This window comes from Limnohabitans sp. YIMB22184, from assembly GCF_048020265.1.
GTDB lineage: Bacteria > Pseudomonadota > Gammaproteobacteria > Burkholderiales > Burkholderiaceae_C > Limnohabitans_A.
Genome location: NZ_CP171843.1, coordinates 2,392,265 through 2,409,939 on the forward strand (window position 1 = coordinate 2,392,265; position 17,675 = coordinate 2,409,939).

Annotated in this window: 19 protein-coding genes and 1 tRNA gene; 13 read left to right on the top strand and 7 right to left on the bottom strand. The window is 61.3% G+C overall.

Features of this window, described 5'->3' with window-relative positions:
- Positions 1–89: 89 nt before the first annotated feature.
- Genes ACHEXL_RS10880 through ACHEXL_RS10895 form a run of 4 tightly spaced genes read left to right on the top strand, consistent with a single transcriptional unit; the run spans position 90 to position 4,245 of the window.
- Entirely contained in the window at positions 90–1,265 is a 1,176-nt protein-coding gene (locus ACHEXL_RS10880; RefSeq protein WP_416559472.1) for an FAD-dependent monooxygenase, read from the top strand.
- Between the two features lie 41 nt (positions 1,266–1,306).
- The gene (locus tag ACHEXL_RS10885) at positions 1,307–2,023 is read left to right on the top strand and encodes a DsbC family protein (protein WP_416559473.1); all 717 of its coding nucleotides are present in this window, start codon (positions 1,307–1,309) and stop codon (positions 2,021–2,023) included.
- Entirely contained in the window at positions 2,020–2,475 is a 456-nt protein-coding gene (locus ACHEXL_RS10890; protein WP_416559474.1) for a DUF3429 domain-containing protein, read from the top strand. The genes ACHEXL_RS10885 and ACHEXL_RS10890 overlap by 4 nt, the downstream gene beginning before the upstream one ends.
- A 12-nt stretch (positions 2,476–2,487) precedes the next feature.
- The gene (locus tag ACHEXL_RS10895; protein WP_416559475.1) at positions 2,488–4,245 is read left to right on the top strand and encodes a M61 family metallopeptidase; all 1,758 of its coding nucleotides are present in this window, start codon (positions 2,488–2,490) and stop codon (positions 4,243–4,245) included.
- Here the strand turns inward: ACHEXL_RS10895 and paaK are convergent, their stop codons facing one another.
- Genes paaK through ACHEXL_RS10910 form a run of 3 tightly spaced genes read right to left on the bottom strand, consistent with a single transcriptional unit; the run spans position 4,246 to position 6,852 of the window.
- Complete coding sequence (gene paaK, locus ACHEXL_RS10900) at positions 4,246–5,547, bottom strand: phenylacetate--CoA ligase PaaK (RefSeq protein WP_416559476.1); 1,302 nt, start codon at positions 5,545–5,547, stop codon at positions 4,246–4,248.
- A 59-nt stretch (positions 5,548–5,606) separates the two neighbouring features.
- Positions 5,607–6,041, bottom strand: coding sequence for a hydroxyphenylacetyl-CoA thioesterase PaaI (paaI, locus tag ACHEXL_RS10905; RefSeq protein WP_416559477.1), 435 nt, complete (start codon positions 6,039–6,041; stop codon positions 5,607–5,609).
- Between the two features lie 10 nt (positions 6,042–6,051).
- Positions 6,052–6,852 carry an enoyl-CoA hydratase-related protein gene (locus ACHEXL_RS10910; protein ID WP_416559478.1) on the bottom strand — a complete coding sequence of 267 codons (801 nt, stop codon included), beginning with the start codon at positions 6,850–6,852 and terminating at the stop codon, positions 6,052–6,054.
- Positions 6,853–7,000: 148 nt separating this feature from the next.
- Between ACHEXL_RS10910 and ACHEXL_RS10915 the strand changes: the two genes are divergently transcribed.
- Both ACHEXL_RS10915 and ACHEXL_RS10920 read left to right on the top strand, forming a co-directional pair.
- Entirely contained in the window at positions 7,001–7,780 is a 780-nt protein-coding gene (locus tag ACHEXL_RS10915; protein WP_416559479.1) for an enoyl-CoA hydratase, read from the top strand.
- Between the two features lie 152 nt (positions 7,781–7,932).
- Complete coding sequence (locus tag ACHEXL_RS10920) at positions 7,933–8,160, top strand: hypothetical protein (protein WP_416559480.1); 228 nt, start codon at positions 7,933–7,935, stop codon at positions 8,158–8,160.
- 48 nt (positions 8,161–8,208) lie between these two features.
- Here the strand turns inward: ACHEXL_RS10920 and ACHEXL_RS10925 are convergent.
- A tRNA-Met gene (locus ACHEXL_RS10925) sits at positions 8,209–8,285 on the bottom strand.
- A gap of 99 nt (positions 8,286–8,384) precedes the next feature.
- Between ACHEXL_RS10925 and ACHEXL_RS10930 the strand changes: the two genes are divergently transcribed.
- On the top strand, positions 8,385–9,227 hold the full coding sequence (locus ACHEXL_RS10930) for a 2-keto-4-pentenoate hydratase (RefSeq protein ID WP_416559481.1): 843 nt from the start codon (positions 8,385–8,387) through the stop codon (positions 9,225–9,227).
- Positions 9,224–9,964, top strand: a complete 741-nt coding sequence (locus ACHEXL_RS10935; protein WP_416559482.1) for a hypothetical protein — start codon at positions 9,224–9,226, stop codon at positions 9,962–9,964. Before ACHEXL_RS10930 ends, ACHEXL_RS10935 begins: the two co-directional genes overlap by 4 nt.
- A gap of 48 nt (positions 9,965–10,012) precedes the next feature.
- Here the strand turns inward: ACHEXL_RS10935 and ACHEXL_RS10940 are convergent, their stop codons facing one another.
- Entirely contained in the window at positions 10,013–11,572 is a 1,560-nt protein-coding gene (locus ACHEXL_RS10940) for an acyl-CoA synthetase (RefSeq protein WP_416559483.1), read from the bottom strand.
- Between the two features lie 108 nt (positions 11,573–11,680).
- Between ACHEXL_RS10940 and ACHEXL_RS10945 the strand changes: the two genes are divergently transcribed.
- A complete protein-coding gene (locus tag ACHEXL_RS10945) occupies positions 11,681–12,217 on the top strand; it encodes a DUF2889 domain-containing protein (RefSeq protein ID WP_416559484.1) in 537 nt (178 codons plus the stop codon).
- A 162-nt stretch (positions 12,218–12,379) separates the two neighbouring features.
- Positions 12,380–13,717, top strand: coding sequence for a tRNA (N6-isopentenyl adenosine(37)-C2)-methylthiotransferase MiaB (miaB, locus tag ACHEXL_RS10950; protein WP_416559485.1), 1,338 nt, complete (start codon positions 12,380–12,382; stop codon positions 13,715–13,717).
- 124 nt (positions 13,718–13,841) lie between these two features.
- Here miaB and ACHEXL_RS10955 read toward each other — a convergent pair whose 3' ends face one another.
- Complete coding sequence (locus ACHEXL_RS10955) at positions 13,842–14,234, bottom strand: gamma-glutamylcyclotransferase family protein (RefSeq protein WP_416559486.1); 393 nt, start codon at positions 14,232–14,234, stop codon at positions 13,842–13,844.
- A 20-nt stretch (positions 14,235–14,254) separates the two neighbouring features.
- Positions 14,255–15,640, bottom strand: a complete 1,386-nt coding sequence (gene ffh, locus ACHEXL_RS10960; RefSeq protein WP_416559487.1) for a signal recognition particle protein — start codon at positions 15,638–15,640, stop codon at positions 14,255–14,257.
- 104 nt (positions 15,641–15,744) lie between these two features.
- On the opposite strand from ffh, the gene ACHEXL_RS10965 reads away from it, so the two are divergent.
- Genes ACHEXL_RS10965 through ampD form a run of 3 tightly spaced genes read left to right on the top strand, consistent with a single transcriptional unit; the run spans position 15,745 to position 17,355 of the window.
- Complete coding sequence (locus tag ACHEXL_RS10965; RefSeq protein WP_416559488.1) at positions 15,745–16,521, top strand: cytochrome C assembly family protein; 777 nt, start codon at positions 15,745–15,747, stop codon at positions 16,519–16,521.
- The gene (locus tag ACHEXL_RS10970) at positions 16,518–16,754 is read left to right on the top strand and encodes a PP0621 family protein (RefSeq protein ID WP_416559489.1); all 237 of its coding nucleotides are present in this window, start codon (positions 16,518–16,520) and stop codon (positions 16,752–16,754) included. Before ACHEXL_RS10965 ends, ACHEXL_RS10970 begins: the two co-directional genes overlap by 4 nt.
- Before the next feature lie 19 nt (positions 16,755–16,773).
- Complete coding sequence (gene ampD / locus ACHEXL_RS10975; RefSeq protein WP_416559490.1) at positions 16,774–17,355, top strand: 1,6-anhydro-N-acetylmuramyl-L-alanine amidase AmpD; 582 nt, start codon at positions 16,774–16,776, stop codon at positions 17,353–17,355.
- Positions 17,356–17,675 lie beyond the last annotated feature (320 nt).

Genomic DNA, 17,675 nt, shown 5'->3' on the forward strand with positions numbered 1-17,675 from the left:
GATTTTAGCGGGTGGCCTCAGGTCGCCCGTCTGCACAGGTATCGGCTTGCAGCCCGCCTGTCATTTGGGTGCCGCCTACAATGCAATCCATGGCAAACCCTCCCGATATTTGCATCCGTGGCGCTGGCATCGTCGGCCGCACTTTGGCCTTGTTGCTGGCCCGCGAGCGCCTGAACGTGGCCTTGGTCGAGTCGCCCGTGGCCACCGCCATGCCCGACGTGCGTGCCTACTCGCTCAACGGCGCGGCCATGGCCTTGCTGCAAGACCTGCGCTGCTGGCCCGAGCACCCTGCCGTGACCCCGGTGCACCAGATGCAGGTCTGGGGTGACCACGGCGGCCACCTGAACTTTGGTGCCCAAGAGCAAGGCGTGGCTGAGCTCAACTGGATGGTCGATGTTCCCGTGCTGCAAGAGCGACTGGCCCAGGCCGTGCAGTTTCAGCCCCAGATTCAAGTGGTGAACGCTCCGGTGGCCGCCCCCCTCACCGTGGTGTGCGAAGGCCGCGCGAGCCAGACACGCGCCGAGCTGGGTGTGGGCTTTGACACCACAAACTACGAACAACATGCCGTGGCCACACGCCTGCAGTGCGAACGCCCGCACGAAGGCATCGCCCGGCAATGGTTTGGCTGGAGCCACGCCCCCGGCCTGTCGCAGCCGCAAGCCGAAGTGCTGGCTTTGTTGCCTTTGGGCGGCGAAGGCGCACGCGAAGTCGCGCTGGTCTGGTCGGTCCACCCACTGCGGGCGCAAGAGCTCATGGCCCTGAACGCCGAAGACTTTGCCGCCGCGCTGACCGAGGCCTGCAGCCACGCGCTGGGCAGCATGCAGCTGTCGGCCGAGCGCGCGGTGTGGCCGCTGCAGCTGGCCCGTGCCGAGCGCTGGATCGGCCCTATGCCGGGCGCTGCCAAGCAATCGTTCGCCCTGGCCGGCGATGCGGCCCACGCGATGCACCCCCTGGCAGGCCAGGGCCTGAACGTGGGCCTGGCCGATGTGGCCGAGCTGGTGCAAGTCATCCGCACCAAAGAATTCTGGCGTCCCTTGCACGACCTGAAACTGTTGCGCCGCTACGAACGCGCCCGCCAGGCCGATGTGCAGGCCATGGGCTGGGTCACCGATGGCCTGCAACGCCTGTTTGCCCAGCCTGGTCCGGTCTGGCAAAACCTGCGCAACTGGGGCATGCGCGGCTTTGACCGCAGCGGTCCGCTGAAACACTGGATGACGCAACGCGCCATGGGCCAAAGTGCGGACAAAGCCCACCTCACCGGTTGACCCCAAACCCTTCACTTTTCCCGAACCCGAAAGCCTCTGCGATGAAGTTTGTTTTTTCCAAGTGGGCCCTGATCGTAGCCACCACCGTCCTGTCGCTGGGCAGCGCGGTGGCCCAGGAAGCGGCCATTCGCAAAAACCTGAGCGAACGCCTGCCCAATTTGCCCAAGATCGACGAGGTGAGCAAAACCCCGATGAGTGGCCTGTTCGAAATCCGCATGGGCAACGAGGTGATGTACAGCGATGCCGACGGCAGCTTCCTGATCCAAGGCGCCTTGATTGACGTCAAGCAAAAGCGCAACCTGACCGAAGAACGCATGGAGAAACTGTCGGCGATTGCCTTTGACCAATTACCGATGAAAAGTGCCTTCACCCAGGTGCGCGGCAACGGCAAGCGCAAGCTCGCCGTGTTTGCCGACCCCAATTGCGGCTACTGCAAGCGCTTTGAAAAAGACCTGCAAAAACTGGACAACGTGACCATTCACCACTTCCTCTACCCCATCCTGGGCGAAGACTCGAAGACCAAGTCGCGCAACATCTGGTGCGCCAAAGACAAGGCCAAAGTCTGGAACGACTGGATGATCAACGGCACCACGCCCCCCACAGCCAACTGCGATGCATCCGCCGTGGACACCGTTGTCGAATTTGGCAAAAAGAACCGGATCACGGGCACGCCCATGCTGCTGTTCGCCGATGGCACCCGCGTGCCCGGCGCGGTGCCCATGGCCCAAGTCGAAAAAATGCTGGCTGACCTCAAATGAACCCACCACTGACCGAAGACCCGACCTGGCGGCTGATCCGTCGCCTGGGCTATGCCGGACTGATCCCCTTTGTGTTCCTGGCTCTGTGCCTGTGGCTGGTCGGCCCCGACCTGCACCCGTATGTGGCGCTGTCCATGCAAGGCTATGGCGCGGTGATCGTGTCGTTTTTGGGGGGCATCCATTGGGGCGTGGGCTTTCGCAATGCCCTGATCACCCCCAACGCGCCGCGCATCCACTTCACCTGGGGGGTCGTGCCTTCGCTGCTCGCCTGGGTGGGCGTGATGATGCCCGCCTTTGCCGGTTTGCCCCTGCTGGGCTTTGTGCTGATCGGCTGCTACCTGATGGACCGCCGCACCTGGCCAGCTGCGGGCCTGGCCCCCTGGCTGCCCATGCGCCTGCAGCTGACCACCGTGGCCAGCCTGAGCTGCTTTTTGGCGGCGGGCGCAACCTGACCATTCACACGCATGACCGCCATCCTCTACACCGTTGAAGCCGCCGACCTGCATGCCCACCTGTTTCGGGTGACCTTGACGGTGCCTGAACCTGCGGCGCAGCAAACCGTGTCGCTGCCGGTCTGGATTCCGGGCAGCTATCTGGTGCGCGAGTTTTCCAAAAACCTGCAAAACCTGAGCGCCAAACAAGGCCGCCGCAGCCTGCCCATCACCCAGCAAGACAAGTGCAGCTGGGCCATGGCCTGCAAGAGCGGGCAGCCCCTGGTGCTGAGCTACGAGGTCTATGCCTTTGACCACTCGGTGCGCACCGCCTGGCTGGACAGCCAGCGCGGTTTTTTCAATGGCACCAGCTTGTGCCTGCGGGTGCATGGGCAAGAATATGCGCCGCACCAGCTGCAGTTGCAAGCCGTCAAAACCCAGCCCGACTGGCAGGCCGCCACAGGCCTGGCGCCTGTTAAAACCGACAAGAAAGGCTTTGGCCTTTACCAGGCCGCCCACTACGACGAGCTGGTGGACTGTCCCGTGGAGCTGGGCACGTTTTGGAGCGGCAGCTTCACAGCCTGTGGCATCCCCCACCACTTTGTGGTGGCCGGTGCCCTGCCCTCCTTTGACGGTGACCGCCTGCTGGCCGACACGCAAAAAATTTGCGAAGCGGCCATCCGGTTTTGGCATGGTTCGGGCAAGGCAGCAGGCCAAAAGGCGCCACACAAGAACTACCTGTTCATGCTCAACGCCGTGCACGACGGCTATGGCGGCCTGGAGCACAAAAACAGCACCGCGCTGATCTGCAACCGCAGCGATCTGCCGCGCCAGACCTCTCCCCGCACCAACGAGGGCTACACCACGCTGCTGGGCCTGATCAGCCACGAGTACTTTCACACCTGGAACGTCAAACAGCTGCGCCCCGATGCTTTGGCCCGCTACGACTACAGCCAGGAAAACTACACCCAGTTGCTGTGGTTTTTCGAGGGCTTCACCAGCTATTACGACGACATCCTGCTGCGCCGCGCGGGCCTCATCGATGACGCCTCCTACCTCAAGCTGCTGGGCAAAACCATCGCCCAGGTGCAACAAACCCCGGGCCGCCACGTGCAGACGGTGGCGCAGGCCAGCTTTGACGCCTGGGTCAAGTACTACCGACAAGACGAGAACACGCCCAACGCCACCGTGAGCTACTACACCAAGGGCGCGCTCGTGGCCCTGTGCTTGGACCTGGCGCTGCGCAAAGAAGGCCAGACGCTGGATGCCGTGATGCGCGGCCTCTGGAAGCGCTGCAAGGCCGGGCCCATGCGCGAACAAGACCTGCTGGACGAGCTGCAGGCCTACACGGGCCGCAGCTGGCAGGCAGAAATTCAGGCCTGGGTGCACAGCACCACCGACTTGCCCCTGCGCGAGCTGCTGACCGCACAAGGCGTCGTCCTGGATGCCGAAACGTCGACCATGGCCCAACGCCTCGGTCTGCGTGTGAGCGAAGCCGGTGGCAGCGTGCAGATCAAGGGCGTGCTGCGCGGCAGTGCCGCCGAAACGGCGGGGCTGGCCGCTGGCGACGAATGGCTGGGGCTGGAGGTGGGGGCCAAAGGACAAGGCGGCAGCTGGCGCCTGCACAAACTCGACGACCTGCCCGCCCTGCTGGGGCGCGAACAGAAACTGATGGCGCTGGTCTCACGCGACAAACGCCTGCTGCGCCTGCTCCTGAAAGTGCCAGCACAGGCCAGCGGCTGGAAACTGTCGGCGCCAACCGACCGCACCCCAGGCTGGCCCTCGGTCTGATCACTTCTTTCGCAAATCCACCACGCGTTTGGCCTTGCCCTGGCTGCGCTCGACGCCGCCTTCGGCCTTCAGCTCGATCGCCACACTGGAGCCGATGAACACCTTGATCTCGTGCTGCAGCATCTTGGCGGCAGCGCGGGCTTCGATGCTGTCGGGTGACACGCCGGGTTTGGTCTCGATGACGACCTTCAAATCGTCCATCGGGCCTTCACGGGTCAACACGCACTGGTAATGCGGGGCCAGTTCGGGGCGCTTCAAGATCAGCTCTTCGATCTGGCTGGGGAACACATTCACGCCGCGGATGATCATCATGTCGTCGCTGCGGCCGGTGATTTTTTCCATGCGGCGCATATTGCGGGCGGTGCCGGGCAACAGGCGCGTGAGGTCACGAGTGCGGTAGCGGATGATGGGTAAAGCTTCCTTGGTCAGGCTGGTAAAGACCAGCTCGCCCATCTCGCCGTCGGCCACAGGCTCACCTGTGTCGGGGTTGATGATCTCGGGGTAGAAATGGTCTTCCCAGATGGTCGGGCCGTCCTTGGTTTCGATGCACTCGCTGGCCACACCCGGGCCCATCACTTCAGACAAACCGTAAATGTCCACCGCGTCGATGGCCATGCGTTTTTCAATCGCCGCGCGCATGTCGTTGGTCCAGGGCTCGGCGCCAAAGATGCCGATGCGCAGCGAGCTGGTCTTGGGGTCGATGCCCTGACGTTCGAACTCGTCGGCAATCGCCAACATGTAGCTGGGCGTGACCATGATGATGTTGGACTTGAAGTCCTGGATCAGCTGAACCTGGCGCTCGGTCTGCCCCCCACCAAAAGGCACCACGGTGAGGCCGAGTTTTTCGGCACCGTAGTGCGCGCCCATGCCGCCCGTGAACAGGCCATAGCCGTAGCTGATGTGCACCATGTCACCGGGTTTTGCACCGCCCGCGCGGATGCTGCGGGCCACCACATTCGACCAGGTGTCGATGTCTTTGAGGGTGTAGCCCACCACCGTGGGTTTGCCGGTGGTGCCGCTCGACGCGTGAATGCGGGCGCAGTTTTCACGCGGCACAGCAAACATGCCAAACGGGTAACTGTCGCGCAGGTCCGCTTTGGTGGTGAAGGGGAACTTGGCGATGTCGGCCAGGCTCTTGCAGTCATCGGGGTGCACGCCCGCCGCATCGAACTTGGCGCGGTACACAGGCGAGTTGGCATAGGCGTGCTGCAGCGTCTGCTGCAGGCGCTTGAGCTGCAGGCTGCGCAGCTCGTCGATGCTGGCCTTTTCAATCGGCTCCAGGGGGAAGGCTTTTTGGCTCATTCAAAACTCCATTTGATCTGCTGTGGGCAAGGCTGAAGGCCTGCCCGCCATTTTTTGATTTATTCCGGCACCACAGAGCCAGGGATCTGCGCACTTTTGCCACGGAACATCGCGATCACCTCGCCATTCTGGTTCGTGACTTTCATGTCGTAGATGCCATGACGGCCGCTGAGCGTTTGCTCCAGGCCTTCACAGGTCAGCACATCGCCGAGCTTGCCGGGCTTGAGAAACTCAATGCTGCAGCCCGCCGCCACCGCATTCTTGTTGTAGCTGTTGCAGGCGAAGGCAAAGGTCGAATCGGCCAGCGTGAAAATGAAGCCGCCGTGGCAAATCTGGTGACCGTTCAGGTGCAAGGCTTTCACCACCATGCGCATGACGGCGCGGCCGGGTTCGCAGGCCAACAGCTCCATGCCCATGGTGTCTTTGGACGCCACGTCCACCGCGAACATGGTCTCGCCCACCAAACGGGCCAAGGCTTTGGGATCGTTCATCATTTGCCTTTTGTCATTCGCCCGTAAATTGCGGTGCGCGTTTTTGCAAAAAGGCATTCACGCCTTCCATATAGTCGTGCGTTTTGCCCAGGGCAGATTGCGTGTCGCGCTCCACATTCAGGTGGGCGTCCAGCGAACGGGTGCCCGCATCGCGCAGCAGGTGGCGGGTGGCCACCAGCGCCTTGGTCGGCATCACGGACAGCTTGTCGGCCAACGCCAAAGCAGCGGCCACGCAGTCTTCGGCCACGTCCCAGATCAGGCCCCACTCTTTGGCCTTGTCTGCCATCAATTTTTCGCCGGTCATCGCCAGCGCCATGGCGCGTGGCAGGCCCAGGCGCTCGACCAAGAGCCAGCTGCCACCGGCGTCCGGGATCAGGCCGATCTTGCTGAAAGCCTGAACGAAACTGGCCGAGGGTGCCGCAATCGCAATGTCGCAGGCCATGGCCACCGAAGCCCCGGCTCCCGCAGCCACGCCATTGACCGCGCAAATGATCGGCATGCGCAGCGACTGCAAACGGCGTGTAGTGGGGTTGAAAGCGTCGTGGATGACCGGGCCGGGGTCGGCACGTTCCAGCAGACCGGGGCCGGGCGTGAAATCCAGCTCGGACAAGTCCAGACCAGCACAAAAACCACGACCGGCCCCCGTCAGCACCAGGGTACGCACGACTGGATTGGCCTCGGCCTGGTCCAGGGCAGCCCACAGGGCCTGGTGCATTTCCCGGGTGAAACTGTTGAGGGCTTGCGGGCGGTTAAGGGTGACCAGCGCCACGGCGCCTCGCACTTCGTACAACACCGATGGGATGGATTCGGTCATGGGATGTCTCCTTAATCCGAGAATGTACCATTACCCGACCGATCGGTTGGTTAATGTTTTCCCGCATACCCGTGCCTGAGTTGACAGCCAGCGCTCAGCCCCCTTGGTTATAGTGAACCGGTCCATCCACACCTTTTTGGAGAAGTTCTTGAGCTACGAAAACATCGAAGTCCGCACAGAAGGCGGCAAAGTCGGCATCATCACCCTGAACCGCCCCAAGGCGCTTAACGCCCTGAACGGCCCGCTCATGGACGAGCTGGGCTCGGCCCTCAAGACTTTTGACGCCGACGAGGCCATTGGCTGTATCGTCATCACCGGCAGTGAAAAAGCCTTTGCCGCGGGCGCCGACATCGCCGCCATGGCCAAATACAACTTCCATGAGGTTTACAAAAACGACTTCATCACGCGCAACTGGGAAACCATTCGCGCCATTCGCAAGCCCGTGATCGCAGCGGTGGCCGGCTTTGCCCTGGGTGGAGGCTGCGAACTGGCCATGATGTGCGACTTCATCATCGCCGCCGACAATGCCAAGTTTGGCCAGCCCGAAATCAAGATCGGCATCATTCCTGGTGCAGGTGGGACGCAGCGCCTGCCCCGTGCCATGGGCAAATCCAAGGCCATGGACCTGGTGCTCACAGGCCGCATGATGGACGCCGCCGAGGCCGAGCGCGGTGGCCTGGTCAGCCGCGTGGTGCCGCTGGACAAATTGATGGACGAAACACTGGGCGCAGCCTTGATGATCTGCGGCTACGGCCAACTCGCCACCATGGCCGCCAAGGAAAGTGTCAACCGCGCCTTTGAGAGCGGTCTGAGCGACGGCGTGATGTTCGAGCGCCGCCTGTTCCATGGCCTGTTTGCCACCGCCGACCAAAAAGAAGGCATGGACGCCTTTTTGAACAAACGGGCACCCCACTTTGTAAACGGCTGAAACCCTCTGGCTTTCAACAACTTGGCCCGCCATGCCTGCATGGCGGGCTTTTTCATGGGCACGACACCAGCGGCCTCTGGCTCTTGCCAACTTGCACTTCACTTTCAAGTTTTCGTGCCGATGTATCCCTTAAGCATTCCTGAAAGTTCCCCATGCGAATCAGTCCCATCTCTATCGGTCAGACCCTGCGCCCCATGGCCCCTGTCATCAACCCGATCGACCGCGTGGAAAAACGCGCAGCGCCTGAAGCCGTGACTGGACGCAGCCGGGTGTCTTCGTCAGACAACGGCGAGAAAGCCGGCAAAAACAGCCGCGTAGGCCGCCAACGCAAAACAATGAGCTGGGATGGTCTGGGAGAAGCGGTGGACGTTTTCGCCTGAACGCCCAAACAAAAAAGCCCACAGTCGCAAAACTGTGGGCTTTGGATTTGGTGGAGATAGGTGGACTTGAACCACCGACATCAGCATTATGAATGCTGCGCTCTAACCAACTGAGCTATATCTCCAGATGAAATCGCTTGAAAGCAAATCTTTATTGCCATCAAGCCCGAAATTATACACAAAATTTCATCCACGCCATCACAAGTTGACGCAACAATCGACACATGGTCATCCAAACAATCTTCGATACAAAAGCCATCAACCAAGCCGCCCAATTGATTTGGGCGCATTGGCAATCCGGACAAATCATGAAAGACCTGCCCGCGCAATGCAGGCCTTTGACCGCTGTGCAAGGCTACGCGATACAGGCGCAACTGCCCTCCGTGTCAGGTCGTACCGTTGTGGGATGGAAGATCGCCGCCACCAGCAGCAATGGACAAGCCCACATCAATGTTGGCGGCCCTTTAGCAGGGCGTTTACTGTCGGACCAAGTGTTTTCAAGCGGTGCTCACGTGCCCGCCAAAGGCAACCGCATGCGTGTGGCCGAACCGGAATTTGCGTTCACGATCGGGCATGAGCTGACACCACAAACAACCCCTTTCAGCTTGGAACAAGTGATGGCCGCTGTGGCCACGCTGCATCCTGCCATTGAAGTGCCAGACTCGCGGCTTGAGCCATTCACCCTGGCGGGAGAAGCCCAATTGCTGGCCGACAATGCCTGCGCACGGCACTTTGTATTGGGCCCGGCAGCCCCCGATTTTTGGCGTGAATTTGATTTGAGCACTCACTCGGTGCAGGCCCGAGTTGACCATGGCGAACGCCCACGTTACACACGCGAAGGCACCGGGGCCAATGTGCTGGGCGATCCTCGGATCGCCCTGACCTGGCTGGTCAACCAACTGTCTGCTCTGGGCATTACCTTACAAAAGGGCCAAGTGGTGACCACTGGGACCTGCATGGTGCCGCTGGCCTTGGAGCCGGGCGACACGGTGAGCGCTGATTACGGCAAGCTGGGTCATGTAGAGATGACATTTGCTTCGGACCCACCGACTCAAGAGCAGACATGAACCTGACCGGTGGATGGCATTGGCATTGGCGTGCATGGCGGTCGCAAAACCGCTGGGCGCCTGCGTCGGCCCAGATCGCAAATTGGCTGATGGCGCAAACCATGCCACGCCAGCAACTGGTGCTGATCGGTGCCAGTGCTGGCTGGATGCTGCCGACCGCATGGCTGGCGCAGTTTGACGAAATACAGGCGTGGGACATCGACCCCTTGGCTGCGCCCTTGTTCCGCTGGCGGCATGCACGCGACTTGAAACGCCAAGGCACGGCACTGAACCTGCACACGGGCGATGGTCTTGCCCGATTGACTGATTTGGTACAAACCATGCCCGATGCGTTTTTTTGGTTTGACAACGTGCTGGGGCAATTGCGCTTCAGCAGCGCGTCGTTGGATACGGTAGATCGCCGTTTGCGCAAACTGCAACACACCCTCAAACCCGTGGCTTGGGGCAGCGTGCACGACCGCATGTCCGGCCCCACAATGCCTGACACACCAGGGCCAGCAGCACACCAGGGCAGGGCTGGGTTGGCCATGGAATCACCCGAAGGACAAACCTGGTTGCAGGAAATCGGCGCGATCAGTCCCTGGCTGGACCACCTGACCGAACGCGTGTTGCCCGAAGGCACGCCGGTACAGTACACCGCATGGCCATTCAAGCCCGGCTATTCACACTGGCTTGAGATGGGCTGGACTGCCGCGGGCGCCTCTCGCACATCCAGCGCCCAGTTCAGCCCCACCTAACAAGAACGCTCATGCTGGGCCGATATCGCAGCTGCCAGGATTACTGCATCAGGCATAACGCACCCGCAAATCGCGCTTGAGCAATTTGCCACTCGGATTTTTGGGCAGGGCATCGGTGAAAACCACGCGCTTGGGGCACTTGAAACCCGCCATGTGCTGGTCACAGTGCGCGATCACTGCGGCTTCATCCAGCGCCTGCCCAGCCTTGACCACGATGACCGCCGTCACCGCTTCCACCCACTTGGGGTCAGGCAAACCGATCACCGCGACTTCGCTCACCTGCGGCAAGCGGTAGATCATTTCCTCCACTTCGCGGCTGGCCACGTTTTCGCCGCCGGACTTGATCATGTCCTTCTTGCGGTCCACCACGGTGATGTAGCCCTCCTCGTCGATGACGCCCAGATCGCCGCTGTGGAACCAGTCGCCCTCGAACGAAGCTTGGGTGCGCTCGTCGTCGTGAAAGTAGCCCAGCATCAAATGCGGTGAGCGGTGCACGATCTCGCCCACCTCGCCCACGGCCACGTCCTGCATGGCGTCGTTCACCACGCGCGTTTCGACGTTGCGCACGGCCTTGCCGCAGGAGCCGGGTTTTCGCAACTGGTCATCCGGGCCGAGTAGGGTCGCCAATGGCGCGATTTCAGTCTGGCCATACAGGTTCCACAGCCGGACATTGGGCAGGCGCGAGGCCAGCTCTTTCAGCACCTCGACCGGCATGATGGACGCGCCGTAGTAGCCCTTGGCCAATTGGGCGAGTTTGCCCGCATCCATCAGCGGCGAGCGCAGCAGCGCAATCCACACCGTGGGCGGCGCAAAGAAGCTGGTGATGCCAAACTTTTCGAGCATGGGCAGCAAGTTGTCGGGCGTGGGTTTGGACGTGATGACGTTGGTGCTGCCCATGTAAATGGCCGGGCCAAAGAACACATCAAGCTGGGCGCAGTGGTACAGCGGCAGCGCATGCAGGGCCACGTCGGCCTCGGCGATTTCGGCGTCGATAACGCAGCTGACGTATTGCCACATGACCGCGTCGTGCGTGAGCTGTGCGCCCTTGGGGCTCGACTCGGTGCCGCTGGTGTAGACGATCTGCGCCACGTCGTAGCTGCCCAGGCGCAAATCGGGCAAGGGGTCGGTGCAAGCGGCCAGCGCATCAAAGCGGTGCATGCCCGCCACGGGCTGGCTCGGGTCTTCAGAAGGCAGCCAGATGAACTGTTGCACCTGTGTGTCGAGTTTGGAAGCGGCCTGCGCCAGCTCGGCCAGGCCGCTGTCTGTCGCTAGCGTTTTGGCACCTGCGTGGCGCAGGATGTAAGCCACTTCTTCAGCCTTGAGCATGAAGTTGATCGGCACCATGACCGCACCCCGGCGGGCCAGCGCAAAGCGCAACGCCGCAAAACCGTGCGAATTGCGCGCCAGCACCGCCACCTTGTCGCCTTCGGCAACACCAATGCTGGCCAAGCCTGCGGCCAGGCGCGTCACCAGCGCGTCGAACTCGGCATAGGTCCAGTTGGTGGTGCCGCACACGATGCCAGTTTTGGTGGGCAAGCGAATCGCGGTGCGGCGCAGGGCATCGGCAATGGTCTGACGGCGAACGGCGGGGTGGATAACGGCTGACATGCTGAGAACTCCTGCGTGGCTATGATTGAGAGATTCAACATCAGACCCGCGAGATTTCCATTGGCACTTCCACCACCCTCCCCCCGAAAACTGTCACATACGCGAACCGTGGTGTACCAAGGCTTTGACCGTGAGGACGGCTTGTGGGACATCGAAGCCGAATTGACCGACGTCAAAACCTACGGCTTTCAAGTGCCCAACGAACGCCCCTTCCCGGCCAACGAGCCGATCCACGGCCTCAAAATTCGTGTCACGCTCAACAGCAAAATGGTCATCCAGGACATCGTCACCGCGATGGACGACATCCCCCACCCCGAATGCGCTGGCGCACCGCACGGCATGCACAAACTGATCGGCCAGACCATGGGGCCTGGCTGGCGCAAGGTCATCAACGCGCACATCGGTGGCACCGAAGGCTGCACCCACCTGCGGGAACTTTTGTTCAACATGGCGACGGCCGCCTACCAAACCCTGCCATCTGGGCAATGGCACCGCCGCGAACAAGCTGGCCAGCCCCACCCCGAAATCACCCAACCACCCTACCACCTCGGCCAATGCCACAGCTGGGCCTATGACAGCCCGACGGTGCAAAGGGCATATCCGATGTTTTTCAAGCCGAAGGCTGTCGAAAACAACGGCAACTGAGCAGGAGCTCGCCTGCGATAATCTGCCACCCCCAAAGCGCATCTGCGCTTTTCTTTTTCACAGCCTCTGGATCTACACCATGAACCGCTGCACTCTGGCCCTTCGCGGGCGTGCTTTGCTTTGCCTTGACTTCATCACCTCCCTTGCATCCGTGGAGGCCGCATGAGCAAGAAAGTCTTCATCAAAACCTTTGGCTGCCAGATGAACGAGTACGACTCGGACAAGATGGCCGATGTGCTGGGCGCGGCCCAGGGCTATGAACCCACGCAAGACGTGGACGAAGCCGATCTGATTTTGTTCAACACCTGCTCGGTGCGCGAGAAGGCACAAGAAAAGGTGTTCAGCGATCTGGGCCGGGTGCAGCACCTCAAAGCCAAAGGCGTGCTGATTGGCGTGGGTGGCTGCGTGGCCAGCCAGGAAGGTGCCGAGATCATCAAGCGTGCGCCTTATGTGGACGTGGTGTTTGGCCCGCAGACCCTGCACCGCCTGCCCGAGATGCTGGCCGAGCGCGAGCGCAAGCAGCGCCCGCAGGTGGACATCAGCTTCCCCGAGATTGAAAAGTTCGACCACCTGCCGCCCGCCAAGGTAGAAGGCGCCACCGCTTTTGTGTCGATCATGGAAGGCTGCAGCAAATATTGCAGCTATTGCGTGGTGCCCTACACCCGGGGCGAAGAGGTGTCACGGCCCTTTGACGATGTGCTGGTTGAGGTGGCGGGCCTGGCCGCGCAGGGCGTGAAAGAGATCACGCTGCTGGGCCAAAACGTGAACGCTTACCGGGGCAAGATGGGTGGCACCTCGGAGATTGCCGACTTTGCGCTGCTGCTCGAATATGTGGCCGACATGCCGGGCATTGAGCGCATCCGCTACGTGACCAGCCACCCGAATGAGTTCACTCAGCGGCTGATCGACGCTTACGAGAAGATTCCCAAACTGGTGAGCCACCTGCACTTGCCGGTACAGCACGGCTCGGACCGCATCTTGATGGCCATGAAGCGCGGCTACACCGCCATGGAATACAAGAGCACGATCCGCAAGCTGCGGGCGATCCGCCCCGACATGTCGCTCAGCAGCGATTTCATCGTGGGTTTCCCCGGCGAGACCGAGGACGACTTCAACAAGATGATGAAGCTGATCACCGATGTGGGTTTTGACACCAGCTTCAGCTTCATCTTCAGCCCCCGCCCTGGCACGCCAGCGGCCAACCTGCACGACGACACCCCGCACGAAGTCAAGATGCGCCGCCTGCACCACCTGCAAGCGACCATCGAAGAGAACGTGCAGCGCATCGGCGACAGCCGCGTGGGCACGGTGCAGCGCATTCTGGTGGAGCGCCCTTCACGCAAGGACGCCACCGAGCTGGCCGGCCGCACCGAGTGCAACCGGGTGGTCAACTTCCCCGGCGGCCCGAACATGGACCGCCTGATCGGTCAGATGGCGGATGTGCGCATCACCCAAGGCTTGTCGCACTCGCTGCGGGGTGAGTTGGTCATCAAGGATTGATTCGCCGGCGTGTAGAGCTGGCTGCGTTGTACTGTAGGTCGGTGGCTTTAGCCCCGACGCAGCGCCCATGAGAACCATGTCGGGGCTGAAGCCGCCGACCTACCGGAAAGCAAGCTACGGGAGATCAAGACTCGCGGCAGACTTCGCGGATGTAGCGGCGGTAGTCGCCATGCGGAATGGGCGCACAAGCATCCACTGGGCGGTTGTACACATAGGTCTGCACAGGCTGGCCTTGCAGCGGGCCGCTGAGCACGGTCACAGTTTCGCGCCAGTATTGCGATGCGCTGCGGTCACCGCGGACCATGCCCTCCACCACATCCAATCGGGCCAGGTGCGCGTCATCCACTTCATAGACCTCGCCTGTGACCTGGGCATAGCCCGGCAGCAAGCCAGGAAAACGCCCCACATCAACCAAGCGGCCAGGCACTTGGGCAGGGCCCATAAAACGGGCCCCGTGCATTTCAGCTTCAAGCCGAAGTCCGGGCATGAGCGTGCCGTAAATGAAAAGTCGGTGCATCGGGTGGCCGTTCACACAGTTCAACGCGGCATGCCGGGAAAGCCCCCGCCGCCACCCATCATGCCTTTCATGGCACCCATGCGTTTCATCATTTTCATCATGCCGCCGCCGGACATTTTTTTCATCATGTCCTGCATCTGCTCAAACTCCTTGAGCATGCGGTTGACGTCCTGCACCTGAACACCGGCACCGGCTGCAATGCGGCGCTTGCGGGTCGCCTTGATCAGCTCGGGCTTTTTCCGCTCCAGCGGCGTCATGCTGTGGATGATGCCCTGCTTGCGGCCAATGTCTTTCTCGACCTTGTCCATATCCATGGACCCGGCCTTGGCCGTCAATTGGCTGGGCAACTTGTCCATCAAGCTCGACAAACCGCCCATTTGTTTCATCTGCTGGATCTGCGCCAAAAAGTCGTTCAAGTCAAAACCGCCGCCGCTCTTGACCTTGGCGGCCAGTTTTTGCGCGGCCTCCATGTCCACGCCCGCCGTGACCTGCTCGACCAGCGCCACGATGTCGCCCATACCCAGCACCCGGCCTGCATGGCGCTCGGCGTCAAACACTTCCAGACCATCGATCTTCTCGCTGGTGCCGGCAAACTTGATCGGCACACCCGTGATCTGGCGCACCGACAAAGCAGCACCGCCGCGTGAATCGCCATCCAGTTTGGTCAGCACAATGCCCGTGAGCGGCAGGGCATCACTGAAGGCCTTGGCGGTGTTGGCCGCGTCCTGGCCCTGCATGGCGTCCACCACGAACAGGGTTTCAACAGGCTTGAGTTCAGCATGCAGCGCCTTGATTTCGGCCATCAAGGCTTCGTCGATCGCCAGACGACCGGCGGTATCGACCAGCAGCACGTCAAAGAAGTGCTTGCGGGCGTAGTCGATGGCGGCGTGGGCGATGTCGATCGGCTTTTGATCAGGCGAGCTGGGGAACCATTCGGCCCCGGCCTGCGCCGTCACGGTCTTGAGCTGTTCGATCGCCGCAGGCCGGTACACGTCGCCCGAGACTGTCAGCACTTTTTTCTTGCGCTTTTCAATCAGGTGTTTGGCCAACTTGGCGGTGGTGGTGGTTTTACCGGCACCTTGCAAACCGGCCATCAAAATCACGGCTGGGGGCTGCGCCGCCAGGTTGATGTCGGACACGCCCTCGCCCATGGTGGCGGCCAGCTCGCGGTTGACCACGCCCACCAGGGCCTGGCCGGGCTTGAGCGAACCCATGACCTCCTGGCCCAGGGCTTTTTCCTTCACACGGGCGATGAAGTCGCGCACAACAGGCAAAGCCACATCGGCTTCGAGCAGGGCCATGCGCACCTCGCGCAGCATGTCGGCCACGTTCGATTCGGTGATGCGGGCCTGCCCGCTGAGGGTCTTGACGAGGCGTGAGAGTTTGTCGGTCAGGGCGGAGGCCATGGGGATATCCAGAAATTTCCGGTCCAGCCTGTTGGCCCCACCCCAGTGGCAGCGCCTGAAAGGCTAAACTCGGTGTCATGATTTTAGCGAGTCCCCCATTTTGGATGCTGCCTGCCACCGTGCTGGCGGCGCTGGCCTACGGCCTGCCAGCCTTGGCGGGTGAACGCTTGTCCCACACGCATGCCCGTCGCCTGCTTTGGCTCGCCTGGGCTGCGCATGCCATCGCACTATTGAGCTTGCTGGTCGGCCCCGTCCACTTCGGCTTTGCGCCTGCAATTTCCGTGACCGCCTGGCTGGTGGTCAGCGCCTACATATTAGAGAGCCAGTTTTTCCCCAAATTCAAAGCCCGCTGGGCCATGGGCAGTCTGGGAGCCATCGCCGTCGTGCTGGCCTGGTTTTTTCCGGGTACACCGCTGTCAGCACAAGCTTCGGCCTGGCTGCCCTTGCATTGGGCTTTGGGTTTGTCTGCTTACGGCATGTTTGGCGCCGCCGTGGTGCACGCCTGGATGATGACCCGAGCCGAACGCGACATTCGGCAAGCCCACGACGCCAGCAGTGGTGTGCCACTGCTGACGCTCGAACGCCTCACTTTCCGCTTCGTGCTGGCCGGTTTCGTTTTGCTGACCGCCACCTTGGTCGCTGGCGTGTTGTTTGGTGACGCGCTTTATGGCCAGGGGCAAGGTCACTGGCGCTGGGACCATAAAACCATTTTTGCTGTGCTGTCCTGGCTGACCTTTGCCGTCTTATTACTAGGGCGTAGCCAATGGGGCTGGCGAGGCCGGCGGGCTGTGCGGGTGCTCTACATCGGCGCGGGTTTGTTGCTCCTGTCGTATGCAGGCTCACGGTTTGTCATGGAAGTCCTGCTGGGGCGCATGGGATGAAATACCTCTTTTTGTTGCTGGTGGTTTTGTTGGTCATCTGGGCGATCAAGCGAGGCAAGGCGACAGGCCAAGCCAAACCGCCGTCCACTCCAGAAGCAACAACCCCCTCGGAAATGGTCACATGTGCCCATTGCGGTATTCACTTGCCACAAGAAGAAGCGGTGTCAGGCCAAAAAGGGCTTTACTGCAGCACAGAGCACCGGACTGCTGCACAAGACCGCAACCCTAGCTGAACTCGTTGCGTTCGTGCGGATGCCTGCTTCAGACCACACCTCGCCTGCCCATTGGCAACAAGGCTGGCACCCAAAAGCACAACGGCTGGCCTCGCCCAACTTCGGCCCGCGCCCTGCCGGGGCCTGCATTGACCTGATCGTGCTCCATTCCATCAGCCTGCCGCCCGGTCAATATGGGGGCGATACCGTGCAGCGCTTGTTCACCAACCAACTCGATTGGGATGCCCACCCCTACTTTCAAAGCATCCGAGGACTGGAGGTTTCCTCGCATTTTTACATCCGCCGTGATGGCTCGCTGTGGCAGTTTGTGAGCTGTGATGACCGCGCATGGCATGCGGGGCAGTCACACTACAGAGGGCGACCCAACTGCAACGACGACTCGATTGGCATTGAACTGGAAGGCCTGGAAGGCGACACCTTTGAAGACGCCCAGTACCAGCAACTGGCCGATCTGTGCCAGGACATCCGGCGTCATTACCCCATCGCGCACATCGCTGGCCACGAGCACATCGCACCGGGCCGAAAGATGGACCCGGGACCGGGTTTTGAATGGCCGCGGTTGAAACAACTGTTGGATTTTTCGCCTCAGGTTTTCCCCTGATCCGGCCTCGCCAGCGACAGTAAAAAAATATTTTCGCGGCCTGGGCTCACCCGGCCAAGTGGCCGATGGCTTGGCATCACAGGAACTCCGCGATCTGTGCGCCGCTCCAATCAAGGCCTTCAAAAAAGAAACTGCTTGGCAGGCCGCACAGGGCCTGAATCGGCTGTCCCAAAACCAGGAAAACCGGGCCTTACCGGGCCTTTTTTCAGTAAGTGAAAGATCGCAGCAGGAATGCTGAAATACAGATTTATTTACCCCCCTTCAAGCAGAGTGACAAAACAGACCGGTACACTACCTGTAGTGGCTTGTGCAGATGCCAG